At 70.5% G+C, this 25211-nt stretch carries 19 protein-coding genes; 3 read left to right on the plus strand and 16 right to left on the minus strand.

Features of this window, described 5'->3' with window-relative positions; all coding sequences use genetic code 11:
• The 6 genes from Ate02nite_RS30740 to Ate02nite_RS30765 all read right to left on the minus strand — a co-directional run.
• The coding region (locus Ate02nite_RS30740; RefSeq protein WP_203811350.1) for a D-Ala-D-Ala carboxypeptidase family metallohydrolase at positions 1 to 2462 on the minus strand (2462 nt) is incomplete at its 3' end.
• Between the two features lie 9 nt (positions 2463 to 2471).
• Positions 2472 to 3734, minus strand: a complete 1263-nt coding sequence (locus Ate02nite_RS30745; protein WP_203811351.1) for a hypothetical protein — start codon at positions 3732 to 3734, stop codon at positions 2472 to 2474.
• A 2-nt stretch (positions 3735 to 3736) separates the two neighbouring features.
• Entirely contained in the window at positions 3737 to 4246 is a 510-nt protein-coding gene (locus Ate02nite_RS30750) for a hypothetical protein (RefSeq protein ID WP_203811352.1), read from the minus strand.
• A 20-nt stretch (positions 4247 to 4266) separates the two neighbouring features.
• Entirely contained in the window at positions 4267 to 5541 is a 1275-nt protein-coding gene (locus Ate02nite_RS30755; RefSeq protein WP_203811353.1) for a hypothetical protein, read from the minus strand.
• Positions 5534 to 7834: a hypothetical protein gene (locus Ate02nite_RS30760; protein ID WP_203811354.1), complete on the minus strand. Its 2301-nt coding sequence runs from the start codon at positions 7832 to 7834 to the stop codon at positions 5534 to 5536. The genes Ate02nite_RS30755 and Ate02nite_RS30760 overlap by 8 nt, the downstream gene beginning before the upstream one ends.
• A gap of 88 nt (positions 7835 to 7922) precedes the next feature.
• Entirely contained in the window at positions 7923 to 8111 is a 189-nt protein-coding gene (locus tag Ate02nite_RS30765) for a hypothetical protein (protein WP_203811355.1), read from the minus strand.
• Positions 8112 to 8250: 139 nt separating this feature from the next.
• Between Ate02nite_RS30765 and Ate02nite_RS30770 the strand changes: the two genes are divergently transcribed.
• The gene (locus Ate02nite_RS30770) at positions 8251 to 9027 is read left to right on the plus strand and encodes an AfsR/SARP family transcriptional regulator (protein WP_203811356.1); all 777 of its coding nucleotides are present in this window, start codon (positions 8251 to 8253) and stop codon (positions 9025 to 9027) included.
• A 58-nt stretch (positions 9028 to 9085) separates the two neighbouring features.
• Here the strand turns inward: Ate02nite_RS30770 and Ate02nite_RS30775 are convergent, their stop codons facing one another.
• From Ate02nite_RS30775 to Ate02nite_RS30790, 4 genes are all read right to left on the minus strand, one after another.
• Positions 9086 to 9664: a hypothetical protein gene (locus tag Ate02nite_RS30775; RefSeq protein ID WP_203811357.1), complete on the minus strand. Its 579-nt coding sequence runs from the start codon at positions 9662 to 9664 to the stop codon at positions 9086 to 9088.
• Complete coding sequence (locus Ate02nite_RS30780; RefSeq protein WP_203811358.1) at positions 9661 to 11898, minus strand: hypothetical protein; 2238 nt, start codon at positions 11896 to 11898, stop codon at positions 9661 to 9663. Before Ate02nite_RS30780 ends, Ate02nite_RS30775 begins: the two co-directional genes overlap by 4 nt.
• A 980-nt stretch (positions 11899 to 12878) precedes the next feature.
• Positions 12879 to 13850, minus strand: a complete 972-nt coding sequence (locus Ate02nite_RS30785) for a pectate lyase family protein (RefSeq protein ID WP_203811359.1) — start codon at positions 13848 to 13850, stop codon at positions 12879 to 12881.
• An 11-nt stretch (positions 13851 to 13861) separates the two neighbouring features.
• On the minus strand, positions 13862 to 14683 hold the full coding sequence (locus tag Ate02nite_RS30790; RefSeq protein WP_203811360.1) for a rhamnogalacturonan acetylesterase: 822 nt from the start codon (positions 14681 to 14683) through the stop codon (positions 13862 to 13864).
• A gap of 354 nt (positions 14684 to 15037) precedes the next feature.
• On the opposite strand from Ate02nite_RS30790, the gene Ate02nite_RS30795 reads away from it, so the two are divergent.
• Positions 15038 to 15877 carry a DUF6807 domain-containing protein gene (locus tag Ate02nite_RS30795; RefSeq protein ID WP_203811361.1) on the plus strand — a complete coding sequence of 280 codons (840 nt, stop codon included), beginning with the start codon at positions 15038 to 15040 and terminating at the stop codon, positions 15875 to 15877.
• 2 nt (positions 15878 to 15879) lie between these two features.
• Positions 15880 to 17121: an ROK family transcriptional regulator gene (locus Ate02nite_RS30800; protein ID WP_203811645.1), complete on the plus strand. Its 1242-nt coding sequence runs from the start codon at positions 15880 to 15882 to the stop codon at positions 17119 to 17121.
• A 46-nt stretch (positions 17122 to 17167) separates the two neighbouring features.
• On the opposite strand, the gene Ate02nite_RS30805 is transcribed toward Ate02nite_RS30800, so the two are convergent.
• From Ate02nite_RS30805 to Ate02nite_RS30830, 6 genes are all read right to left on the minus strand, one after another.
• Positions 17168 to 18643 (minus strand): pectinesterase family protein, encoded by a 1476-nt coding sequence (locus Ate02nite_RS30805; RefSeq protein ID WP_239147817.1) that lies wholly within the window; start codon positions 18641 to 18643, stop codon positions 17168 to 17170.
• 181 nt (positions 18644 to 18824) lie between these two features.
• Positions 18825 to 20792, minus strand: a complete 1968-nt coding sequence (locus Ate02nite_RS30810) for a pectinesterase family protein (RefSeq protein WP_203811363.1) — start codon at positions 20790 to 20792, stop codon at positions 18825 to 18827.
• Positions 20789 to 22462 carry a right-handed parallel beta-helix repeat-containing protein gene (locus Ate02nite_RS30815; protein ID WP_203811364.1) on the minus strand — a complete coding sequence of 558 codons (1674 nt, stop codon included), beginning with the start codon at positions 22460 to 22462 and terminating at the stop codon, positions 20789 to 20791. Before Ate02nite_RS30815 ends, Ate02nite_RS30810 begins: the two co-directional genes overlap by 4 nt.
• 37 nt (positions 22463 to 22499) lie before the next feature.
• Positions 22500 to 23789, minus strand: a complete 1290-nt coding sequence (locus Ate02nite_RS30820; RefSeq protein ID WP_203811365.1) for a pectate lyase family protein — start codon at positions 23787 to 23789, stop codon at positions 22500 to 22502.
• Positions 23777 to 24442 carry a rhamnogalacturonan acetylesterase gene (locus Ate02nite_RS30825; protein WP_203811366.1) on the minus strand — a complete coding sequence of 222 codons (666 nt, stop codon included), beginning with the start codon at positions 24440 to 24442 and terminating at the stop codon, positions 23777 to 23779. Before Ate02nite_RS30825 ends, Ate02nite_RS30820 begins: the two co-directional genes overlap by 13 nt.
• 174 nt (positions 24443 to 24616) lie before the next feature.
• Positions 24617 to 25135, minus strand: a complete 519-nt coding sequence (locus Ate02nite_RS30830; protein WP_203811367.1) for a MarR family winged helix-turn-helix transcriptional regulator — start codon at positions 25133 to 25135, stop codon at positions 24617 to 24619.
• Positions 25136 to 25211: the final 76 nt, after the last annotated feature.

The raw sequence follows: 25211 nt of genomic DNA on the forward strand, positions 1-25211 counted from the left end.
TCGCCCTCGAACAGCGAGTCGCCCTCGAACAGCGAGTCGCCCTCGAACAGCGAGTCGCCCTCGAACAGCAGGTCGCCCTCGAGTAGGCCGCCGCCGTCCGGTACAGCGTCGGCGGGCGGTGTGAGCAGGGCGGGGAGTCTTGCCGCAGGCAGGGCGCAGTGGCCCTCGGCGGCCTGGATGACGGTCAGCCGTCCCCCTCTGCGTTCGTAGAGCGCATCGCCTCGTCGCCAGGTCGTCGGCCCGGTCGGTAGCCGGCCCCCCGGGCGGTAGATGACGGTGACCTTGAGCGCCGGGTTGGCGTGCAGCCAGTTCATCCATGCCTCGACGTCCGGCGGACCATAGGTGGAGTCCAACGCCCACACCTCCGCGAGCCGGGCGAGGGCGCCCTGCTGCATCTGCGGGTCGGCGTGCAGCTGAGCCAGCGGCTCCAGCACGTCGTAGGCACGCGAATGCCCGGCCACCACAAGGTTGCGCAGGGCGGGCGTGCTGCGCGACTGAACCCGGCCCACCTCGGCCAGAACCTCGGCGATCAGGCCGTTCATCGTGGCGGGCCGGCCCAGTGCGTGCCAGCGCCGCCGGGCCGGCCCGAACGCCCGTTCCCCGCCGGTGTCGGCCCAGTTGAGGTACGGCACGGCCAGCACGACCGGCCGGCCCGAGCCGGTCACCGCATCACCCAGCCGGAACGGTGCCTCCGTGACGAACCCCGCCGGTACTTTCCGCGGCCGAGGACATCCGTGCAGCAGCCCATGGGCGAACACGAGCACGTCGACCTCGTCCACGCCGATCGCGGCGGGCGGGCAGAACACGGCCACCTGCGTCGGGAGGCTCTTGGCGCCGAACGTCCAGAGCCGGCCGCCCGCGTACGGGCTCGACGGTGCCTGGCCCACACCGCCCGCGCCGGCCCGGCCCGGTCCGCGTGCCCGCTGATAGTTCTTGATCTCGGCGACCCAGGCATCGCTGACGTTGCCGTACTTCCAGGCTTCGGCAGTCCCGCGCACGTCGATGTGGGCGAAGGTGGCGGCGAGTCCGATACCGATGCCCGGGCCGTACGCGTCGATGGCCGCCCTGGCTATTTCGAGCCCGTTCATGCCCGGGATGGTGATGTCCGCCGCCCGTCCGCCGCAGTGCTGACTCGCGGTGGGTTCGGACCCGCGCTGCCGGTAGACGTCCCGGTTGCGTTTCCACGAGCGATAGCCCGAGGTGATGTGGACGGATCGGCCGACGTGCTCGCGCAGCCGTTGCAGGCACTCCACGAGCTTCGGGTCGATGCGTGCCAGGTCGGCGGAGACCCCGCCCGAGGTGGTGAGTTCGCGCACGGTGAAGTTCGCCGACAGCTTCTTGTGCTTGTTCGCCGGTCCGGTGTCGAGCAGCGGGTTTCCCGATCTGGTCGGGTCCCAGAACTCCTGGTCCTTGCCCTCCGGCTGGCCCGGCACCGTGCGCAGCGACTCGCCGCTGGGAAAGACCACCTCGGTTCCCGACGGGCCGCCGGCCGCCGACTCCGGCATTACCTCGCCGGCCGTCGTCCCGGACGGGGGCCGCAGGCCACCGGCGAGTTCCGAGGGCGTGACGTTGATCTGGAAGTGCATGGTGTCCTTGATGGTGTGCCAGCGGCCTCCCCAGGCGAACACCTGGTGCCCGTCGACCGTCCGGATGGCCTCCACGGCGGCGATCTGGGCGGGGGTGAAGCTGGTGTCGGCGCGGCCGTCGCGGACGTCCCGGCACCGTTCCGCCTTGGTGGCCGCGGGCGAGAACCGGACCGCCCGCCCGCCCGGCGTCGCCCGGTTCACGTTGCAGACCGGCCGGGCATGGTCGATGTCGATCGCGATCCCGCAGGCGTGCAGCGACCGGGTCCGCCGGCCGCTGATGTCGCGGGGGTTGTAGACCCAAGCCCGGTGCGGCTGATAGCCGGCGCTGCCGAGGGCCTGCTCGAACGCGCGCCAGGCGTCGACGGTCTCGGGGTTGACCGGGGTGTCCCATCCGAACAAGCGAAGCGTCCGCATCTTCGGCCCGGCGTTCTCGTAGTCCCGCCAGGCCGTCCGCAACTGCGCCGTCCGCAGAATCGGCGGGCGGGCGGCCGGCGCCACCTCGAGTTCCCGGTCGCCGACGTCCCGGCCCGGGTCGTGGGCCTCGTCGGCGACCGCCTCGTAGAGGGCGTGGCGAGCGAACTCCTCGGCTTCGAACAGGTCGTCGGACTCGTAACCGGACTCCGGCTCGGGGGATGACTCCAAGTAGGACTCGTCCTCTTCCTCGAATTCCCGGTCCGGTTCCGTTTCGGCCTGCGCGGGCGCGAACGGCGACTCCAACCGGCCGGCGCGGAACGCGTCAGCCGAGGCCTCACGGTCGGGTGGGTACGCGGGCCACGACGGCGGCAACACCTCCGCCTCCGACGACGCGTCCGGGGGTGCCTCGCCGGCGAACGGAGACTCCGCCAAGCCGGCATCCGAGAACCAGGTGCCGCTCATCTCGCCGCCTCAGGTTCGGTGGCCGTTGGTGGACGCCGCGGCCAGCGCCGGCGGTCCCGGAGCCGGGGTCGGCACCCGCAGCGGCTGAGCCGGTGGCCGCGGCGCCGCGGGTACGCCCGAGGCGTACGGCATGGTGGTCTTGATGCGGGTGCCGGTGGCCGACTGCCAGAGGTCGATGATCCGATTGACCTCGATGTTCAGCGTGGTCGGCGGCCCGTTGGGCACGTTGGGCAGGTACAGCGACTCCGGGGCCGCGCCGGGGTTGAACAGGCCCAGCTCGATTCCCCACAGCAACGAGGACATCGGCTCGGCGAGCTCGAACAGCTCCCGGGAACGCGGCGCCGGCGTCATACCGACCCGCTCACCGAGTTTGGCCAGTCGTTCGGCCGGGCTGGTGGCGGTGGCCTGCAGGTCCTGCACCAGCGGTGTGTCGAATTCGACGGTGAGGTGGCACAGGCTCAGGCCGGCCACGAAAGACAGTTCCTCGCGGGCGAGAAGCCCACCCTGCCGGCGGTTGCCCAGCATGTCGTCGAGGGCCTCGGCCAGCAGACCGACGTACTGCGCGTCGGTGGCGTTCGCACCGACCTGGTTGGCCTTGTTCTCGAAGCCGGTCCAGACCTGGGTGAACAGCTCGTTCAGGCGAGAGGCGAAAGCCGTGTTGACGCCGTTGCCGACGTCGGCTTTCCAGCAGGGTCCGGACGCGCCGCCGGCGCAACCGCAGGATGCCGACATCGGGTGCGGCAGATCAAAGGCGAACATCCGCCAGTACGCGTTGCGGCGCCGGCAGTCGCCGTCTCTGCGCAGGCTGCTGTGGAGGCCGGCGATCGAGAAGTTCGGCTGGGCGCGGAAGAGCAACTCCTCCATGACCCGCGCCCACTGCAAGGTCTCCGGTCGCAGCCGGCCGAGCGTCTCACCGCGCACGATCCGAGTGAGGATCTTGGCCAGGATCTCGTAGATGCCGGTGCTCTCGACCAGGTACGCGTAGATGAGGTGGTCCCACAGCAGCGGCGTGTTCTGCCGGCCGGGGGGTGTGAAGTCACCCGGCCGAGCGAGGTTGACGCCGGGCTCGAGGGTCTTCAGCAGAGCCTCCGGCATGTCGAAGTCCGCGATCACCGTCGGGCTGCCGAGCTGTGCGAGGGCCGGGGTGGTGCCGATGACCGGAACGTTCGGCGCCGCCGCCCACGCCGTCTCCAGCCACCGGCTCAGTTGCAAGGGGTGAACCAGAAAGAGGTCGGACGGGGACGCGAACTTGGCAGCGAGATGGCGGTACATGGTCACTCTCCGGAGAAGTCGATGGTCGCCAGGAGGGATGGGCCGAACGCCAGAAACCTGCCGTCGCAATCGAAGACCTCGACGCGCGAGATGGACATGTCCTGCGTGATCTCATCCAGGTTCAGACGGTTGACGGTGGGGTCCGCGATGACGCGTTCGGCCACCGGGCCCGACGACGGGGTGCCGGGGCTCTCGACGATCGCGTAGGTCGCTGACACCGGCAGGGGGTTGTCGACCACGATGTCGGTCTTGTCGCGGTGCATGCTCAGGCCGTGCGGCGCTCCAGCTCGGCCCAGCACGCCGCGCAGAACGTCGTAGTCCCGGGCGGCCCGGGACCGGACCGGGTCCGGCACCGGGCCGGTGGGGTGGGCGAGCGCCCGGGTGCCGTTCCCCTGGCCCGAGTCGATCGCGGAACCGATCGTCTCCAGCGCGGCGACCAGACGGGCGGCTAGGTCGGCGTCGAGGGCGATCGTCGAGGGCGTCGAACCCCCGGTCGATTTGTTGGTGGCCATGGTGGCTCCTCCGGCGTTGTTCAGGCCGCGGTGGTCCGCGCGAGCACGGGTGACGTGTCGGGTTGTCGCAGGCCGCCCAGGGCGGCGACCCACTCGCGCAAGGTGCGCCAGTGCACGGGGGCGTTGCCCGGGTCGTCCAGGGCGCGACCGACGAGCCAGGCGAGGATCCGCACCGGGTCCTTGCGGGCCAGGTAGCTGGACGTGAGCAGCGACGGCCCGGCCCGGCGGGCCAGCTCTCCCAGCGCCGCCGGCGCGGCCCGCCGGGGATCGGCCACCGCGCAGAACGGTCGGCCCTGGAAGGCCTGCATCGGCCGTCGGGTGCAGACGTCGACCAGGTCGCCCAGCGCGCCGATGCTGAGCCGGGCCAGCCGGGCTCCGTCGGAATCGTCCGGCCTGCTCAGATGCCGTTCGGTCCAGGTGCGGGCCATGCCGTCCCACGGTCCCGGCCCGAACCACACCCGGCAGAGCGCGGCGTTGAAGAGCACCCGGACCAGCGGGAAGGGATGCGGGTCACCGGGGATGATCCGCAGCACCGCGTCGGTCGGGCCGTCGACGACGTTGGCCAGCGCCGGCACCGGCGACCACCCGCACAGCGCGATGGCATGCACGTCGGCGGCCACCTCACCGGCCCAGCTTCGCCAGAGGGCGGCCAGCTCGACCGACCGCCCGGCCAGCACGGAGTCGAGCGCGTCCGCCAGCTCGGCAGTCCACCCGGTGAGGTGGGCGAACTGGTGGCCGGTCTCGTGGAACAGCGACGTCGGATGCGGCAGCGAGTGCCAGGTGAGCTTGATCGCCGCCGCGGGCGACGGATTGGCGTGATCCCAGAGGCGTACGCCGGCCCGCAGGATCGCGGCGCCGGCACCGGCGTCGAGGTAGCAGAGCACGGGCGGGCTGTCGATGCCGAGCGGCCGGAGCAGTCCCTCCAGGCCTTCGGCGGCGAGCGTGTCGAAGCCACGCAGCAGTGCGGCGAGGGCGGGGTTGCTCCGGGTGGCCACCGCGTCGCCGTAGAAACCCAGGATGGCCTCCGCCTGGAAGTACCGGCGACGGAGCCGCAGGACGCGATCGCGCAGGTCGCGGGGATCGTCCCGGCCCGCGGCCGCCGCCACCAGCTCGGCCGCCTCCAGCCGGAGCCCGGTGACGATCGCGGCCAGCCGGTCCCGCACCTGTAGTCGCAGGTACTGCTCCAGGCCGTCCCAGGCGACGGGGGAGGCCACGATGTCGAGGTCCGCCATCGCGTCCACCGCGTACCGCCAGTGCGCGAGTTCCGCGGTGAGCTGATCGCCGCGGTCAGTCACGATGCCGGCCCGGGCGCACGGTGAGGTTGGGTGCGTCCGGCCGGCCGGCGGCCAGCGCCGCCCGGTCCGCGAATCCGAACTCGAACGTGAGGGTGAGACCCTCGGCGGGGTCCCGGGCGGCCGCGGCCAGGGCGGGCGCCAGCGATCGCAGTTGCTGGGCGACGGCGACCACCATCCGCTCGCCGACGGCGGCGGCCAGCGTCTGCGTCTGCTCGGCGGTGAGCGCCACGTCCGGGGTGCGTTGCGCCTGGCGCGCGATCCGCGCTGGCAGCGACTGCTTGGCGAGGCCGAGGATGAGCGACCGGAACCCGGTCACGATCCGGACGTCGGCGCCCTGCGCCAGCAGTTCCGTGAGCCGATGCGCGGCGCGCTCGCTGAGGCGCAGATGCACCCGCAACACCGGGCGGGGACCGGTGAGCACAAGCACCACCACCGCGCGCTTGAACTGGCGCGGGTGCCGCCAGCCGCGCCCGGGCACCACCCGGAAGTAGCGGCGGCCGACGCCGTACCCGGCTCGCCCGACGCCGGGCTGGCCGAGCAGCAGTGCCGCCGTGCCCGGCGTGAGGAGCTCGAACTCGCTCGTGTCGGCCCGATCCTCGGACGCGGCGAGCTGGCCGAGATGGGTGCCGGGGAGCGCCTCGTAGAGGTGCACCTCCGCCTCGGCCGGCCAGCCGGCGGTTCCCTCGTCGAGGAAACGCTGCTCGAGCGTGCCGCCGTCGGCAAGCACGACGGCCCGTGCGACGTTGCGGCTGATCCGGACGGGGAACGTCCGCGAGCACTTGCGGTAGCGGTAACGCCGGCCGGGGCCGCGAGGCATCATCACCCACACCGCCGACTCGCCGTCGATCTCGTTCGTGTCGAGGTCCGCGCGAAGCAACTCGGCCGGCAGATGACGCGCGGCGGCCTCACCGAACGCCTCCTGCAGCTCGGCACGCACCCGCAGCGGCTCCGCCAGTGACTCCGCCGGCAACTCGCCGACGGCCCGGATCGTGTCCTCCAGCATGGATACCAGTGCTTCGGCGCCGAGCCGCCCGTCCGTGGCGGACTCCGCCTCCAGGCGCAACAGCGCCAGTCCCTTGTCGGCGATGGCGCGCGAGAGCACCTTGGTGGCGTCCGGGCCGACCCGGCCCTTGATCAGCTCGGCCAGTGGCCGAGCGATCAGCCCGACGACCCGGTCCCGGCCGATCACCCGGATCCCGGCGCGGATCAGCGGAAGGGCAGCCATCACGGCGGGAATGAACTGTTCCACCTCGGTGGTCAGCACCGAGCCGGTCTCGGCCGCGGCGAGCTGCTCGGTGAGGGTGGCGCGGGCGGCGTCCAAGCCGGCCACCGCGGACCGGCCGTCCTCCTCGACGGTGACCTGCGCCTCGGCGGTCAGCCGGCTGGTCGCCGGCTGGTCGCCGCCGAGGACGGCCTCGGCGAGGTGGGCGTCGAAGAGCTCGGCGAGCGCGGCGCCGGCGGTGGGTTCCGCGCCGGCGGCCGGGTCGGCGGCACCCGCGGGTACGGGTTCGGTGGCGGCCGCCGCCGGAGCTGTCGGGGCGGTGGGAAGGGTGATGCCGAAGCTCGCGGCCAGTGCCGCCGCGTCATTGCGCATATTCTCCGGCAGCAGGTTCAGTGCCTTGCGGAGAACCCAGTTCAGCAGCGCGGGAACGATCCGCCGCAGCGCGCCGACCAGCGGCCCGAGCACCAGGCGGCCGGCGAAGGCGACACCGCGCTTGGCCAGCTTGGCCGCGCCCTTGAGCAGCGAGCCGGCCTTGCGGGCCAGGGCACCGAAGAAGTTCTCCCCGTCGAGGCGGGGCCCGGCCTCGGCGAGAAGCTCGGCGAGGGCCGCGTCCACCTCGCCGTCGGTCAGCGACTCTGGCGTCCGGGCCGCGAAGTGCTGTTCGACGTGCTCCAGCATCCGGTCGGCCTCGGCGGCGAGCTCGGCCATCCAGTTCTGCACCTCACCCGTCGCCAGATAACCGGTGGCCTCGGACGACCAGGTGCCGGCCGACGTCAGGTGCCGGCCGGCGGCCTCGTCGACCAGGTCCTGCACGGCCTCGTCGAAGCCCTCGTCGGTCAGCTCACTCACCAGCGCGCCGAAGGCCTCGTCCGCCTCCGACCGGCCGCTGCCGAGCAGCCCGTCGGCGAACGGGCTGGACACCAGCCCCATCGGGCCCTGCTCGCCGGAGCGGTAGTCGGCGGCTTCGGCGATGCCCGGGGCATCCATCGAGCGCGCACCGCCGACGAAGGGCGACGACGACGTCTCGGTTGCCGGCACGTCGGGGTAGGTCAGGTTCGAGTGCCCGTTCATAAACGCCTCCTGAACAGTCCGGCCGACCGTACGGAGGCAGCGTCCCCGCCACCGTCAACGTCGCGTCAGCCGTACGTCTGCGCTGTCGTCAACGGCCACCGTCTTCGCCCGGCGGACCCGCCAGTTCCGCGAGCAGCGCCTCGACCACCGCGGCCGCCTGCTTCGCGCCGACGACGACCCATTGCCGCCGGGCGCCGTCGGACACCAGGATGCGGACGCGTACGCCGTCGTGCTCCAGCCATCCACGCAGGACGATGACCCGGTTCCCGGACTCCACGCGTTCAGTCTCCGCACCGGCGTGCCAGGCAGCGTCAACGTCGTGTCGGGCCCATGACAGCGGCGTTGACGCGCGCGCACACGGAGCACAAGCATCGTCGGTGAAGTCTCGGGCGCCATGTGACCAGGGGGAGGCGCCGATGTCACGGACAAAAAACGCGGCTGGCCCCGAAGCGATGCCGGACCGGCCGCGGATCTCCTTACTGGGCGGCTTCAGCCTGCAGGTCGCCGATCGGCCGGTGGCGCTGCCGGTCCAGGCCTCGCGGGTGCTCGCCTACCTGTGCCTCGACCGGTTGAGCCGGCCGGCCTGCGCCCGCCGTCAGCTCGCCGAGCGACTCTGGTCCGACGTGATCGCCGAACGTGCGCGAGCCAGCCTCCGGACGGCGCTGTGGCGGATCCGGCGGGCGGACCCCCACATACTGCTCGTCGGCCGCGAGTGGGTCCGGCTGGACGACGTCGTGGACGTCGACGTGCACCGCGGCCGGGCGCAGGCGACCCGGCTGCTCTCCGACGATCCCGACCTGCGCCCGGCGGACGCCCAGGTCACCACGCTGGTCGGTGACCTGCTTCCGGGGTGGGACGAGGACTGGCTGCTGCTCGAACGCGAGCGAATCCGGCAGCTGCAGATGCATGCGCTGGAGGCGCTGGCCGGCCGGCTCTGCCGGACCGGCTGCTACCTACAGGCGATCGACGTGGCGTACGCCGTCATCGAGGCCGAGCCGCTGCGCGAATCGGGACACTCCGCCTTGATCGACGTTTATCTGGCCGAGGGCAACGTGGCACAGGCGTATCAGCAGTTCGATCGCTACGCCACGGTGCTGCGCGACGAACTCGGCCTGCGGCCCTCACCCGCGTTGCTCGCCCGGGTCAGCCCCTCCGCTCCGGATGCCCGCCGAGCCCAGCTCCACCGGGCATGATCACCGGTTGACCGCCAAGGTACTCACACCGGTCCGCGCATTCGGCGGCCGTTGCCGTTCAGGCGCGCGGGGCCAGCCGGATGCCGTTGCCAAGGCGAAGGGCGTGGCGGAGCTCCACCGACTTCTGCCGCTCCAGCAGCGGCTGGCCGGCGACCTCGAGCGCGCCGCTGAAGTCGGCCGCGCCGATCCGGACGCGGGTGAGCCGGCCCGCCTCGACCACCGCCAGCAGGCCGCGCACCGCGATGTCCAGCTGGACGTGCACGGCCACCGTGGCGACCGCCAGGTTTGCCACCTGGATCTCGACGCCGGGATCCTGCTCGAACGTGACGCTGTGGGTGGCCAGCGGGACCACCTGCTCCGCCGGATCGTCCAGGCTGGCCTCGGCCGCCGCGCACAGTGCGGCGTGCTTGGTCCAGGCGGACCGGAAGATGTCGGTGACGTCCATCTCCAGCACCCCGGCGGCCACCTTGCCGGCCTCGCCGAGCACGGCGTCCTTGGCGGCGCCGGGCATCCGGCCCAGCCGGCCGCGCACCTCGTCCGCGGCCGCACCGGAGCGGAGGGCCGCACCGAGCGCGGTCGCCGCGTCCGCGGGGCTGTCGAAGAAGATGCTGCGAACCGTGGTGCTCTCGTCGGTCATGGTGGCTCCTCCCGGAGGGTTGCCCGGGGACTGCCGCCGATCGGGGACAACCGGATCACCGGATGCGGCTCCCGGGTAGGTGCACCGAGGTCGGTGCGGAACAGTCCGGCGTCCGGCAGCGGCCGGACGTCCACGTCGTCCGGCAGCTCGGCGGATCGAGCTCGACGTTGCTTCCATCGCTCCCGCACGCGGCTCCCGACCGCGCGGTACGCGACGAAGCCGACCAGCGCCACGGCGCCGAGGGTGATGCGGCCGCCGAAGCCGGCCAGCTTGCCCCAGAAGGACGGGCCGGCGGTCGGCATCACCTCGAGCCGGGTGAACCCGTCGGCCGTACCGGGACCGGCCCGGTCGTACGCGACATTCCACAACACCGCCCCGGTGCCGGCCGGCGCCTTCTCCGGCACCGTCACGTCGGCCACCCAGCCCTGCCCGGTGTCGCGGCAGCTTGCCATCGAAGCCCCCACGCTGAACCCCGCCTCGCACCCGGTGATGGTCACCCCGTCGTCCAGGGCGCTCTGGGTAACCGCGACGTGCTCGCCGGGCTTCGCCTTCGGCGGCGTCACCTGCACCCGGAAGGCCGGTTGCAGCCGGGTACCCGGCTCCGACACCCGATAGGCGATCGTGCCGGCCTCCCGGCCGGCGTGCCCGGTGGTGTCGCTCCAGGTGACGTGCCAGTCGAGCGGCTGGTCGCCGGGGCCGGCCGAGGTGGGCACCAACGGCCGGGCCGTCCACGCCCCGCCGCCGGCGCCGGAGCAGCCCGGGCCGGCCACGCCGCGGAAACCGGCGGTGCAGCCGGTGATCGTGACGCCCGGGGTGAGCGGCGCGACCGAAACGGTCACCGCCGTCCCGGGCGCGGCGGTCTCCGGGTCGGACGTCGCCACGAACGTCGGCGGCCGCGGGTCGGCGTCCCGCGGCGGCGTGAACTGCCGCACCGGATCTCCCGGCGGATTCCCGGGCGGACCGACCGGCGCGTCTCCGCCGGCGCGCGCCCGGACGGTGAACACGAACGCGCCCGAGTCGGCGATCGGCCGGCCGCCGGCCGTGATCGACGCCGCTCCCCAGCGCAGCAGGGTCGGCCCCGGCGGGGCGTTCGGCGGCACGTGCGTACGGGCGAACCAGCGTCGCGGCGACTTCTGGCAGATGCCGCCGGGGTCGTTCGGGAAGAACGCCAGGCATTCGACGATCGACACCCCGGGGCGCAGCGCGGCGAAGCTGAGCACGACCTCGTCGCCGGGGTACGCCTCCGCCGGCTGGACGGTCACCGCCAGCTCCGAGGTTTGTGCCTCGACCAGCAGGCGCAGCTCGCCCGTCGCCGTGGGCGCCGGGTCCGTCGGTTCGCCGGGTCGGGTACTGGAGTAGGTCAGGTCCCACGGAATCGTGAGCCTCGTGCCCGACGGCGTGTCCGGCGGGATCATCACGACCGCTACATCGGAGCTACCGCACGCGGAGCGGTCGCCGAGCGTGAGTCCACAGCCGGTGATGGTCACGCCGGGGGTGAGGCTGCGGAACGTCGCGATGAACGGCTGCCCGGGCCCGAGCGTGTCGGCCTGCCCGCGCACGTCGAACTCGGCCGGCGGCAACGGGCGGATCTTGACGCCGATGTTCCCTCCGGTCGAGTGCCCGAAGCCCCGCGGACCCGATTCGGCGTACCAATGCAGCGCGACGCTGCTGCCGGGGAGGGCGTTCCCCGGCACCGTGATCTGCGCCTGCGAGACGTCCGTCTCCGTCGGGCAGGCCGCCTTCACCGGCTCGTCGATGCCGCAGTCGCCGATGCCGACACCGGTGCCGACCGGGGTGAAGGTGACGGTTACCAGGTCGCCGGGCTCGGCCTCGACGTGGTCGGCGGCCGCGCGGACACCGTTGACGGTGAAGGGAATCTCGTCGCCCATGTGCTCGCCGTCCGGGCTGGGACTGGCCGGTGGCCCGTACTCCATCTCCCACCTGAGCCCGGTCGGCCCGGGCGGCAGATCGGGCACGTCGATCACGGCGTGGTGTTTCCCGTCGCAGTCGGCCTTCTTGTCCTCGGCCGCCGCCCAGTACAGGCGGCAGTCGACCACGTTGTACTGGGAGTTGGCGAAGTACACGTTGACCTGATCGCCCGGCCAGCCCGCGGTGATGCGGACCAAGGGCTTGAACGGCGCCGGGTCGGCATGAGCCGGCAGCAGGGCGATCACCATCGCCAGGGCGCAGAGCGCTCGGCGGGCGATCGTCGTGCGGGCAGCCAGGATGGGCACATCACTCAACGTCGCGCCGTGGCCGCGGGGCGTCAACGGATTTAACGGCCTTGTCGATGATTCGACAGGCTGCCGGACGATTGTCCCGGCCCGAGGGGGCGCCGTCGGTTTGGCCCTGTCCAGCCGATTCATCGTAAATATCACGCATCATCCACAAGTTTCAATGCCGCGCCAAGGCCCAGCTGATCGTCGTGGTGGTCCGAACCCAACCCGCTGGCCGCCTCGCGCGCCTGATGCGAGAATCAGCCGGTGGGTATCAACCAGAGGCTGGCCCGGACCGGGGACATGGCTGACCGGATTCCGGCCTGGGATGAGTTCGCCGGTCCGCAGAGCGGTGTCGTCGAACTACCGAATCGCCTTTGCTGGTCTGGTGCGCCGGACTTCGACGTGGAGAACCCGCCACGGCGCTTGACGCTGTAGACGACGCTGATCGGTGATGGTCAGCGTGCCGACCTGGCCCGGTGGATCAATCGTGACCTTCTCATCGGGGACTGGCCGAAGATCCGGATGCTGACCGCCGGTGTGCTCGTGCGGGCGTGGGAGAGCCTGCTGCCCGAGCTGGCTACGGCCTGACCTGCGTAGCCTCGAACGGCTCGGAGCGGCACATCTGCCTGACTTCTCGCTGCGAGAGCTGCTGTTCAAACTCGACGGACTGGCCTTCCTCGACGACAGCACATTCAGTGAGCCTTTTCCAACCTGATCATGCAGGTCAGGCCGGTGTGTATGTCCCGGTGATCGATGCTCGAAGATCTGTTCGCCTGATACGACCTCGTTTCACAAACGCCACCGAAGATCAGGGCGATCCCCCGCCAGTCGTGGAGCACGCCAGCGATGCAATCAGAGTCCGGAATCGTCAACGGTACGAACAGAAGCCACGAAAGCATCGGTACGGCGTTGAAGGCATCCCCAGGATCTGGGCGCGAGGTCGCCGGTCCATGCACCAGGAGAGGTGGACGGACCGGCGGGCCTTGCTGGAGGTGTCAGAGCTTTCCGGTGCCGGCGCCGGCCGTGACGGTGGCCTTCACGGTGTTGTTGGCCTCCGGGGTGTACGAGTACGGGATCGCGGCCACGCTGCCGGGGTTGCGGGTTTCCTCCGTACCTGAATTGACCTTGTAGTTGTTGAGGACCTTCAGGTTGCCCGGGTCGGATTCGGCGACGGTGGTGATCGTGGGCTTGGCGACGTTCTCGAAATAGTTGCGCTCCACGAAGACGCCGGCGTTCATGGCCGAGCCCACGCCGTACGATCCGATGTTGCTGTAGTAGTTGTTGAGGACGTGGACCGGGTTGCCGAAACGCACCCGCGGGTGGCGCTGGTTGGTGCCGTCGAACCAGTTGTGCACGTAGGTGACCCGCAGATGCCCGATGTCCTGGGCGCCGTTGGCGTCGTCGTGTCCGAGCAGCATCGACTTGTCGTGGTCGTGCAGGTGGTTCCAGGAGACGGTGATGAAGTCGGAACCGCGTTTGATGTCGATCAGCCCGTCGTAACCGTTCGACAGATCGTTGTGGTCGATCCACACGTTGGTGGTGCCGGACTGCACGTTGATCGAGTCGTCACTGGCGTTCTTGAACACCAGGTTCCGGATGATGACGTTCTTGACGCCGGAGAGGTTGAGTCCGCCGCCGGTGATGCCGGAGCTGGCGCCGGAACCGAGGACGGTCTTGTTCGAGGCGACGGTGTACATCCCGGCGATGGTGATCATCCCGGAGATCTTCACGGTCTGCGAGGTGGTGGAGGTCAGCGCGGTCTTGAGCGCGGCCGCGGTGGTCACGGTCACGACGGTGCCCTTGGCGCCGCCGGCGGTGCCGCCGTTGAGGCCGGCGAAGCCGACCGGGCTGGATTCGGCCGCGGACGCGTCGAGCTGGCCGACGGCGAGGAGGGTGCCGGCCGCGAGGACGGCCGCGGAGGCGGCGGCGACGGCGAGGACGCGGCGCCGGGGGGATGTTCCGGACATGGGGGTGTCCTTCAGTAGGGGGCGGTGGTGGGCCAGACGATCTTGCTGTCGGGGATGTTCATGTTGGTGAGCTGTTTGAACACCTCGGTGGGCAGGATGCCCTGGCTCTGCAGCGCGGTGCCGATCAGCCGGGCTACCTCGATCGCGCCGTGGGCCTGGAAGTGCGTGTTGTCCTCGACGCCGGTCGGGTAGTTGGCGCTCTGCCCGGCGGCCAGGAACAGGAAGCACGTCTTGGTTCCCTCGACGCCAAGCCGGCTCCACAGCGCCAGGCTGGACGCGCTGAGGTCGACCAGCGGCACTGCCTTCGCCGTGGCCAGCTGGCGCATCGCGGCCGGGTAGGCGCCGTGCGAGGTGGTGGCCACGCCGGCACTGGTGAACCGGCGGCGCTCGACCGGGGTGATCAGGACGGGCTTGGCGCCCTTGGCCCGGGCCTTGTCGATGTACTGGCTGAGGTACGACTTGTAGGTCGTCGACGGCTCGGTGTAGCGGGTCGGGTCGTCGACCTTCTCGTCGTTGTGGCCGAACGAGATCAGCAGGTAGTCGCCGCTCTTGATCAGGCCCAGGATGTGGTCGAGCCGGCCCAGGTCGATGAAGCTCTTGGAGCTGGCGCCGGACTTGGCCACGTTGACCACTGTGGCGTCGGGCGTCAGGAACAGCTGCAGCGCCTGCCCCCACCCGGTTCTCGGCTTGTACCCGGTGACGTACGTCGACGCCGTCGAGTCACCGGCCACGTACACCTTCACGGCGGTCGCGGCCGACGCCGGCAGCTCGCCGAAGGCAGCGGCGGTCACCCCGGCCAGGCCGGCCGCCAGCACGAATCTGCGGGTGGCCATCAGCGGGCGGGGTCGGTGTCGGGGACGGCCGGGAGCGGCCGCCTTCTTTTTCTGATCCCGGACATGTCCAGGTTCCTTTCGCATCGTCGGATGGCGGCGGCTCCCCCGGCCGAGGATGAGCCGGGGAGGACGCCTTTTCGGATACGTATTGGTAGATGCCGGTCGATGTCGCCGACAACCGGAAGTGGGCCCGGAATCTCGGTGGCGAGCAGCGGGCCGTACTTTGTTACAGACTATTACTAATCGATGACCAGGAAGTCAAGGCCGTCGATGGATGAGTCGGCGGGATGTGTTTATCCTGCTGACGGATCACGAGCTGGGAGAGGCGGTCGAGCCGTGCGTATCGAGCCGGCGGTGTTACGTCTCGGGGACCGGACCGTCGCCGAGTACGTGTGGTGCCCGGAGCTGCCGGCCGCCGCCGCACCACGTCCCTACCTGCATCCGGTACGGACGATGGCCGGCACCGTGGTCACCGCGCTGAAGCCGACCTCGCACCTGCACCACCTCGGCGCGAGCATCGCGGTGGCGGACATCGACGGCCACAACTTCTGGGGCAGCCGGACGTTCGTCGAGGGCCACGGGCCGGCCTGGCTGAACAACCACGGCACGCAGGAACACGTCCGCTGGGCGCAGCGCACGCCGAGCCGGCTGCGGCACTCGCTGCGCTGGTTGTCGATCGATCGCGAGCAGCTGCTGACCGAGCGGCGCACCTGGTCGGCCCGGCCGGTTGATGCCGGCGTGTGGGCGCTCACCTGCGAGTTCGACCTGACCAACAGCACCGCGCGCACCCTGCGGATCCAGAGTCCGGCCGCGGTGGGCCGGGCCGGGGCGGGGTTCGGCGGGTTCTTCTGGCGGGCGCCCTCCGGGCCGGGCGAGTGCCGGGTCGCGGCCACCTCCGGCGACAGCACCGATGCCATCCACGGCTCCCGATCCCCATGGCTCGCGGTGTCCGCCCCGGCCGGCGAACAGAGCTGGTGGACCCTGGTCTTCATCGCCGCGTCCCCACAGACCCGGGACGACCGGTGGTTCCTGCGCACCCGGGACTACATCGGCGTGGGTTCGGCGCTGTCGTGGGAGTCGCCGCTGATGCTCCCGCCGGACGCCACGCTGCGCCGCCGGATCGTCGTCGCCGTGGCGGACGGCCTGCTGCCGCCGGACCGGGCGGCCGCGCTCGCCGCGGAGCTCGCGACGTGACAATGCCCGTACGCCGCGCCGGATCCGACTTCGTGGCGCCGGCCCGGCAGGAGCACGTCCGCGCCCACAATCTCGGCCTGCTCCTGCAACGGATCGCCGCCGACGCGACCCCGGTCTCCCGGATCGAACTGGCCCGCGCCACCGGCCTGGCCCGGCCCACCATCTCCCGCCTGGTCGACGACCTGCTGACCGGTGGCCTGATCACCGAGGTCGGCCCGGACCGCTCGCGCAGCGCCGGCCGGCCCCCGATCGGGTTGACGTTGTCCCGGACCGGACCGGCCGGGCTCGGCCTGGACATGCGCACCGGCAGCCTGACCGCGTGCATCGTCGACTTCACCGGAGCGGTACGCCACCTGGAGTTCGCCCCGCGCACCCACCCGGTCACCGCACCGGAGCAGACCATCGACGACCTGGCCGCGATCGCGAAGAACGCCATCGGCACCGCGGCCGCCCAGGGGCTCACCGTCGCCGGTGTCACCCTCGCCGTCCCGGGGCCGGTGCAGGACCGCAGCCGGGTCCGCTTCGCGCCGGCCATCGGCTGGCGCGACTTCGACGCCGGCGCCCGCCTGCGGGCCGCGCTGGGATCGGACGAGGTGGCCGTCGCCGTCGACAACGAGGCCGGCCTGGCCGCTCTCGCCGAGTGGCACGCGAGCGACAGGCAACTGCGCAACTTCGTCTGCCTGTTCGGCGACTTCGAGCTGGGCGCGGGCATCGTCCTGGACGGCGAACTGCTGCGCGGGGCCCGCGGCTGGAGCGGCGAACTCGGGCACGTCACGGTGGAGCCCGACGGCTCGACCTGCGCCTGCGGCGCCAAAGGCTGCCTGCAGGAGTACGCCGGTCTGGCGGCGATCCTCGCCGCCGTACCCGACGCCGAGCAGCGGTCCGGTGCGCTGTCGCACCAGACCCCGGCGGTCACCATCGGCGTGCTGGCCGACCGGTTGCCGGAGGTCCGCGCCGCGCTCGCCCGAGCCGGCACCGCACTGGGCATCTCGGTCGGCGCGCTGATCAACCTGATCGACGTCGACACCGTCCTGCTCGACGGCAGCTACTCGCTGCTCGCGACCTGGCTGACCGACGAGATCCAGACCCAGATCCGCGACCGGGTGCTGACCGCCCGGTGGTCGCCGGTCGAGGTGCGGGCGGCGCCGATCGGCCCGGACGCCGCGGTGATCGGCGCCGCCCTCACCGTCGTCGACGACGTACGCCGGGACCCGTCCACCTGGATCACCCGTCCCCGGAGCTGAGGCCGGCCCGGCCGGGAGCCATTCGTCCGGACCGGCCTCAGCGGACTCAGCCGATCGGGTTCCAGCCGTCGGTGCCGGCCAGGTACTTCTGCGGGGTGTAGTTGGCCGCCTGCGCGTCGGTCAGCTGGGCGCGGTTGCTGTTGACGGTCGCGCCCGAGCCGGTGTTCTTGTATTCGTAGAACCGGGCGTTCTGCCAGGTGTTTGTGGACATGTCGGTCCACGGCTGGGCGATCTTGATGGTGGCGCTCAGCGACGACTCCCGGAAGGTGACCTGGGCGGCGGCGCCCCACGGCCGGCCGAGGTAGGTGAGGTTGGTGGGCAGGCCGGTGATCGTCGACTTGTAGATCAGGAAGCCGTACGTCTGGGTCGACGGCGTGTTGGCCGCCGTGAGGTAGCCGCCGGTGCTGCGCTTCTCGTAGATCTGGCAGGCGTTGAAGACCGCCTGGCCGTTGCCGTAGATGAAGTCGACGGTGCCCTCGATGTAGGAGTTCGCGATGTACGCCCTAGCGCTGTTGTAGATCAGCAGCGTGTCCTGGTCGGCGGTGATCCGTACGTTCTTGAGGACTGCTTTGTCCCCGTACAGTGCCAAAGCGAGGGCCTGCGAAGCGGCCACCGTCTCGTCGTAGTCGTTGTTGAAGGTCAGATTGGTGGCATTGAATTCCTTGGCCTGTACGTAGACGGTGGCCGAGCCGGTGGTCCCGGCGGTCGAGGCGGGTTTGTTGTTGACGATCACCGTGGCCGACGGCGCCGACCCGAGGCCCTGGAAGGTGATGAACGGCTTGGTCGACGGGATGACCACGCTCTCCCGGTAGGTACCGGCCTTGATGGTGATGGTCCGCCGGGTGGTGTTGCCGGCCGGCACCGCGTCGACCGCGGCCTGCACGGTGGTGTAGCTGCCGGTGCCGTCCTTGGCGACCGTGGGCTTGGTGCCGGTGGTCGGTGACGTCGTCGGCGCGGTGGGGCCGGAGACGTAGTTGAACGACCACTGCATCCGGGCGATGTCGGAGCAGGTCTCCTCGACGATCGGGTTGTTCCCCGCGGTCGACCCGTCCTTGTCGCTGATGCACAGGCCGCTCGCGACACTCTTGATCTGGTACTTGCCGGCGGCCGCGGCCGACGCGGTGAACGTCCACAGCTGGTTGTTCTTGGTGGCGTCGCCGCAGCTGTACTGCTGCAGCTGGGTGCCCGAGGTGGTGGACGAGCTGGGCACGTCGATGCACTTGGTGCTGTTGCCGTTGACGAGCTGGAACTGCCCGGAGTTCTGCGCGGTCACCGTCCATTGATGGTTGGTGGCCGCGGCGTTGCACGCGGTCTGGATCAGCAGGGCGCTGCTCGCGGTGGAGGCACCGGTGACGTCGACGCACTTGCCGCTGGCCCCGGACGCCAGGGTGTAGACGCCGGTCGCCACCGGGGCGGTGGCGGCGGCCGACGGCAGGGCCGCATAACCGATCAGGAGGGCCGGGACGGTCAGCACCACGGCGGCGAGGCGCAACCGGAACTTGGTTCTCGTGGATCCGGACACTGCGGGTCCTTTCTGCCACCGCGGGTGCACCGGGGCACGGCGCGGCTTCCGACGCGAGGACGGCGGAGAAGTCGCGGAGTGGCACGCCCGCAGGCGGCGAGACATATGGGAACGGAAATGCATCGTTGGTGGTCGATGCGCCGCCAGGCTATGCGGGCCTCAACCATTACGTCAACTGGTGTTACAAATAGGTTCGGCGGCGCTCACCCGACCTGGCTGACGGAAGTTCCCGCCACGGCCGCCAGTGATCCGTACCGGCCAGGTAGGTCCCGATGGTGAAGTCCGCCGCGGCGGCCGGGTCGAGCTGGGGGCGGTTCTCGCTGACGGCGGCGCCCGGGCCGGTGTTGCGGTATTCGAAGAACCGGGCCTGCTGCCAGGGGAAGCCGCTCATGTCGGTCCACGGCGGGTCGGCGATCTGCGGGCCGAGCCAGGAGTCACGGATGACCACCTGGGCGATGGCGCGCAGGTCGCCGCCCGGATGCCACGGCCGGCCCAGGTGGACGCTGCCCGCGGCGGCGTCGCTGGTGAACCGGCTGTGCGTGAACAGGAAGCCGTACGGGTTGTCGTCGCTGGTGCTGGCGGCGGTGGTCCAGCCGTTGTTGGCCGGCGTGCCCCGGTCGCTGGAGAAGATCTCGCAGCCGTCGAAGACCGCGGTGCCCCGGCCGTAGATGAAGTCGACGTCGCCCTCGATGTAACAGTCGTGCAGGTAGGTGCGGCTCACCCGGTCGCGGTTGGGGCTGTCGGCCTTGTAGGTGTCCTGGTCGGCGACGAAGCGGGTGCGGTCGAAGATCGCCCGGTCGCCGACCGTGCGGACGGCGAGGGCCTGGCTCGGCGTGACCGACTCGTCGTAGGAGTTGGCCAGCGTCAGGTTACGTACCGTCACGTCGTCGCCCAGCGTGGTGAACGTCGGGCTGCCGGCCGAGCCGTAGGTGCCGCCGTAGAACTTCTCGCCACCGGCCGGGAGGTCGTAGGTGATCACCACGTCGGACGGGTTCCGGCCGGCGCCGACGAGGGTCACCCCGGCCATGTCCTCCCAGACGCGGACAACTTCGCGATAGACGCCCGGCTTGAGCACGATGACCCGAGGGTGCGCGCCAAGCGCGCCCATCAGGCTGGCGTAATCGCCGCTGCCGTCCAGCGCCACCGTGACGACCCGGGCCGGCGGCCGGTGCGAGGCCGGTTGAGGTCCTGCTCCGGCGCGGACGATCGCCGGCACCCGGTCCGCCGGATCCAGCGCGAACGGGTAGAACGTGGCCGGATCGAACGCGGCGCCGGCGATGTCCCGGCGGCCGCTCGAGCCGTCGAAGACGTTGCCGGTCTGCACCAGTTCCGACGCGGCGTCCTTGGCCACGAGCGGATCGTTGACGTGGTCGAAGTAGGAGTTCTGGACGACCACCTTGGCCGCGTTGCGGCTCATCGTGCCGTACTGGCCGACGTCCTGCAGATAGTTGTTGTAGAGGTGCGCGGCGGCGGCGTTGTCGATGCTCCAGTTGCGCTGGAACGTGTTGCGGATCCAGTTGTGGTGCGCTGTCACGTGGGTGATCACGTTGGTGGTCCAGCCGAGGCCGAGCGCCTTGTTGGTGTCGGCGATGACGTTCCACGACACGGTCACGAAGTCGCAGTCCTTGCGGGTGTCGATCGCGCCGTCGCCGACCCGCTCGATGGTGTTGTGGTCGATCCAGATGTGGTGCGAGGTGTCGATCCGGATGCCGTCGTTGTCGTTTGTCGACTCCTTGCCGTCCCAGTCGCCCGGCAGATACGAGTCGCGGATGGTCAGGTTGCGCACGACGACGTTGTGCTGCTGATTGATGTAGAAGCCGCCGCCGACGATCTCCGCGCCCGGGCCGGCACCGACGATGGTCTTGTCCGACCCGACTTTGATCATGTCGCCGAACGGCGTCACGGCGATCGATCCGCGCACCCGGACGACGAGCGGTTCGGCCGCGGCGGCGTACGTCCGCAGGTCGTCGAGCGTGGTCGCGGTGACCGTCCGGCCGCCCGCCCCGCCGGTGGTGGTGGCGAGCCCGGCACCGGCGACCGCCGCGAAGCCGTCGACGGTGGCCGCCCTTTCAAAGCCGACGGCCGGGGAAGCGGGCGCGAGGATGGTGGCAGCGACAACCGCGGCCACGAGCAGGCGCGGCCCGATCATGACGCGCTCCCCGCGCCGTACTCGAGTGCACCGATGTCGGCGGCGCCGTTGTAGAGGGCGCCGCCGGTGTAGTCGACACCGCCGTTGCCGCTGATCGCCAGGCCGGTGTTGATGGCCGGCGAGCCGGCGGTCAGCGCGTAGGCCAGCGCCGTCTTCAGTTGGGGTCCGCTCGCCGCGGTGCCGTACGGGCCGGTCACCCCCGGGTTGACGAACTTCGGATCGCCCGTCCTCGCGCTGGTGTCGGTCGACGGGATGGTCAGCGTGCCCGCGTAGAGGTTGTTCTGGTACGTGATCGTGCTGCTGGCCGTGAGCACGGCGTTGGCCTTGGTGGAGTGGTAGATGTTGTTACGGATCGTGTACTTCGCGGTCAGCGAGGTGCCGTAGCCGTACGTCAGATAGCCGCTGACGTTGTTGTAGATCGTGTTGTTGTAGATGTCGGCGACCGCGGCCTTGTCCGAGTGCAGGTAGATCGGGTAACGGGTGTTGCTCTTGATGATGTTGTACCGGACGGTCACGCTGCCGAACGCGAACTGGCAGAGCAGGATGCCGTCGCCGTTGTCGTGCACGAAGTTGTACTGGACCAGGATGTTGGTGGTGGCCTTGTCCGGGTCGATGCCGTTGTAGTCGGCGCCGCCGGCCTTCTTGGACGTCTGGTAGATCTCGTTGTGCTCCACCGTGACGTTGTCGGCGAAGTACGCCTCGATGCCCGAGGTGCCGGCCTTGTAGACGGTGTTCCCGGTGATCAGCGCACCCCGGACGTCGGTGAGATAGACACCGTTGCAGCCGTACGCGGTGTTCGCCTGGGAGATGTAGTTGTTCCGGATCACCACGTTGGTGTGCGGCCGGAAGTTCGCGTCACTCACCGACGCGCGGTTGCCCCAGCCGGTAGCGGTGGCCCCCGTGGCGTCACCGCTGTACTGCTTGACGACAATCCCGGCGAACGACGTGTCGGAGATCGTCGAGTTCTGCACGGCGAGGTCGTTGAGGATGGTCGGCGTGCTGCCGGGGGCGGTGATCGAGGCGACGGTCGTGTCGAAGACTATGCCCCCGGTCTTCTTCGAGTTGTCCCAGCCGGTCTGGAAGGTGACGCCGGGTGCGTTGCCCGCGGCGTCGCCGCCGATCCAGTTGACCTGGCCGGTCACGTCGTGCACGTAGACGCCGTCGACGTACAGGTGATTGAGGGTGGTGCCGTTGTCGCCGTCGATGTGGATGCCGCGCAGGTCCTTCAGGTTCGCCCCGGCCGTGCCGGTGGCCGGCGCCGTGTTGGTGACCTCGAGGTTGCGGATCTCCCAGTACTGCTGGTTGTGCAGCTTCACGGTCGAGCCGACCTTCCCGGCCCCGTCGATCCGCGGGCGCGCGCCGGTGCCGTACGACGAGAGGACGATCGGGCTCCCGGTCACACCCGAGCCCTTCGGCCAGACGTAGCCGGACCAGACCTGCCCGGCCTTCAGCAGGATCTGGTCGCCGGCCTTGAACGTCGTGACGGTGAGCTTGCCCAGCGACTTCCAGGGCGCCGCCGAACTCGTGCCGGCATTCGCGTCGTTCCCGCCGGTGGCGTCCAGATAGTAGGTCGTCCCGGTGGCCGCCAGACCCGGTGTGGCCACCGAAACGGCAAGGACGCCGATGGTCACCACGACGGCGCCCAGGGCACCCCATCGTCGGCTGTTCACGAGCACGCTCCTCTCGAGGGATTCACCCCGTAGATGTCTATCGATGGTGTTTGACAACAGAAAGGCGCGCGCCTGCGCCGGCCGCCACCAGTCCCGGGACGGCCCGCGCCGGGTCGATGCGGGTGTGCAGGGTGGGTGCCCAGCCGACGTCGGGGCTCAGGTCCGGGTCGTTCGCGGCGTTGTAGGCGGCGAGAACGTCGACCGGCCGGCCGTTGACCAGCGTGCCGCTCTCGTGGATCGCGGTGCCGCTGGACACCCAGATGATGGTGGCGGCGGTGAACGGCGCGGCGAGCTGGAACGCGTTGTTCTCGGCGTACAGCTTGGACTCGATGCCGATGCCCCACGAGTACAGGTAGCCCGAGCCGGCGGTGGAGCGGTACAGGTTGTTGTAGACGTGCACCTGGCCGAACCGGACCCGCGGGCCTCGCTGCACGAGGTCCGTGATCTCGCTGTGGTGCATGGTGACGCGGATCTTGCCCCGGTCGGCGAGGACGGTGTCGCCGTTGCCCCACAGCATGCCCTTGTCGTGCCCGGAGAACCTGCTCCAGGAGATGGTGACCAGGTCGCTCTGCCGGGCGATGTCGAGCAGGCCGTCGTGGCGCAGCAGATGCTGGCCGAAGACCAGCGGCTCGGCCGCGTCCGGGTGATCGCCGTCGTCGATGCTCACGTGGTCGATCCAGACGTGCGAGGTGTGGCTGAGGGCCAGGTTGTCCCACTCGGTCTTCCAGGCGTCGCCGTTCCATCCCGGGAAGCAGGTGTACGCGTCATGCAGCGCCAGGTTGCGCAGGATGACGTTGTGCACCGACTCCAGCTCCAGCTGGGCCCCGGTGATGCTGGAATGCGGCAGTCCGACGATGGTGGTGTTCGACCCGACCAGGATCTTGACGCTTCGGCCCTGGTTGGCGTTGGAGGCCTTGCGGGCGTCTTCGAGGGGCCCGGTCGGCGCACCGGTCCAGACCGCCGGGTCGTACGCCTCAAGGTAGGCGCCGAGGTCCCAGCCGGGTGCGGCGTAGTCGGCGCAGTCCAGCGGGTTGCCGGCGGCGTCGACGTTGGCGTCGAAGCGTCCCGCCACGTAGACGATCTTCGGCTCGTCACCGGCCACGGCCGCGGCGAGTTCGTTGCGGTCGCGCACCAACCAGACGTGTTCGGCGGTGGCGGCCGACCCGCCGGTGACTCCCCCGTCGGCCGATCCCCAACCGTCGCGGGGCCCGAGGACCTCGCGCCCGATGTCGTGGCGCGGATCCGCGGCCCGCGCCGGGGCGGGTGCGATCCCGCCGGCCAGCAATCCCGCGATCAGCAGTACGGCTCGAATCCTCAGGCGCGCCATTCTCGTGTCCTCCTGACCTGACTGTCGAGGAAGGGCGCGACCAGGCCGGCCACCGCCCTCGCCCCGTTGTCCACGAAGTGGGTGTTGTCCTCGATGCCGTCCGGGTACCTCGGATACGTCGAGGCCGGGACGTGCAGGAAGTACTTCCTGGTGCCGGCCGGCCCCTCGGCGTTCCACAGCCGGGTGCTGGCCGCGGTCAGGTCGAACAGCGGCACGCTCCGGTCGGCGGCGAGGCCGATCATCGCGGCCGGGTACTTCCCATGGCTGGGCTCGATGGTCCCGGCGGTGTCGAAGTGACGGCGTTCGACCGGCGTGATCAGCACCGGGCTCGCTCCCCTGGCTCGCGCCTGGTCGACGTAGCGCGCCAGATGCTCCGGGTAGGTCGTGGCCGGCTCGGTGTACCGGGCCGGGTCCTCGGCCTTCGCGTCGTTGTGCCCGAAGGAGATGACCAGGCAGTCGCCCGCCGTGATCCGGCCCAGGATCTCATCGAGCAGGCCCAGGCCGATGAAACTCTTCGAACTCGCGCCGGGCCGGGCGACGTTCTCGACCTCGGCGTCGATGAGCTCCCCGAGGACCTGACCCCAGCCGGACTGGGGTGCCGCTTCGGCGGTGTACGTGGCGGCGGTGGAGTCACCGGCGATGTAGACGGTCACTGCGGTTCCCCTCCACGTCGGCCAGAGACAACGAAGTCTGTCGATGTCCGGCCACGTTATGCGAACCGCCGAGTTAAGGCAACTGGTGTAACAAATATCCGGTCGACGGTCGGCCTCGCCCCTGATCACGACCCCGGCGGGCCTTACCATGCCGACGGCTACCGGCCCGCGCTGTCAATGGCGTTGCGAGCGCCGACCGGCTTCGGCTTGGTGCTGGAGGCGCTTGTTCGCCTGTGCGCTTGCTGCGGTGAGGCGCGCCACGAACGCGGTTGCCTGACGAAGCTCCTCGGCGCTGGTGTTCTGCAGGACCTCGGCGATCTCGGCGCCCGCCGCGGCCAGGAACGCGCGGGCCTGTTCGCGAGCACCCGGCTCGGGCCGTAACGTGACGCGGCGCCGGTCGGCGTGTTCCCGGCTGCGGCGAACGTGACCCGCCGTCTCGAGCCGGTTGAGCAGCACGGTGGTGGCACCGGAGGTCATCCCGATCTGCCGGGAGAGATCGGCCGGCGTCAACGGCTGGTCGGCTTCGGCCGCCCAGATGATGTGCCCGAGCGCGTTCGCGTCCGAGTTCGGCAGACTCATCCACGCGGCCAGGTGCTGGTTGAGCTCGGCGAAGCTGACGGCCCAGTCCCGAAGTTGCTGCATCGCGGCCGTCTGTTCCGGCGACCAGTCGACCGTCAACGGATCTACGCTCACTGCCATCTTCCTTCACTCTGTAGTAGCTTCACTGTAAAGCATGACGGGAGCCGTCGTGCCCAGGAAGATCGGACAG

The sequence above is a fragment of the Paractinoplanes tereljensis genome (assembly GCF_016862435.1).
GTDB classification, from domain to species: Bacteria; Actinomycetota; Actinomycetes; order Mycobacteriales; family Micromonosporaceae; genus Actinoplanes; species Actinoplanes tereljensis.

Excerpts from the sequence above, each read along its gene's own strand:
- Ate02nite_RS30800 (WP_203811645.1), top strand. The coding sequence starts at position 15,880 with ATGCCCGTACGCCGCGCCGGATCCGACTTCGTGGCGCCGGCCCGGCAG.
- Ate02nite_RS30750 (WP_203811352.1), bottom strand. The coding sequence starts at position 4,246 with ATGGCCACCAACAAATCGACCGGGGGTTCGACGCCCTCGACGATCGCC.
- Ate02nite_RS30745 (WP_203811351.1), bottom strand. The coding sequence starts at position 3,734 with ATGTACCGCCATCTCGCTGCCAAGTTCGCGTCCCCGTCCGACCTCTTT.
- Ate02nite_RS30785 (WP_203811359.1), bottom strand. The coding sequence starts at position 13,850 with ATGTCCGGAACATCCCCCCGGCGCCGCGTCCTCGCCGTCGCCGCCGCC.
- Ate02nite_RS30810 (WP_203811363.1), bottom strand. The coding sequence starts at position 20,792 with ATGATCGGGCCGCGCCTGCTCGTGGCCGCGGTTGTCGCTGCCACCATC.
- Ate02nite_RS30770 (WP_203811356.1), top strand. The coding sequence starts at position 8,251 with ATGTCACGGACAAAAAACGCGGCTGGCCCCGAAGCGATGCCGGACCGG.
- Ate02nite_RS30775 (WP_203811357.1), bottom strand. The coding sequence starts at position 9,664 with ATGACCGACGAGAGCACCACGGTTCGCAGCATCTTCTTCGACAGCCCC.
- Ate02nite_RS30760 (WP_203811354.1), bottom strand. The coding sequence starts at position 7,834 with ATGAACGGGCACTCGAACCTGACCTACCCCGACGTGCCGGCAACCGAG.
- Ate02nite_RS30790 (WP_203811360.1), bottom strand. The coding sequence starts at position 14,683 with ATGGCCACCCGCAGATTCGTGCTGGCGGCCGGCCTGGCCGGGGTGACC.
- Ate02nite_RS30820 (WP_203811365.1), bottom strand. The coding sequence starts at position 23,789 with ATGGCGCGCCTGAGGATTCGAGCCGTACTGCTGATCGCGGGATTGCTG.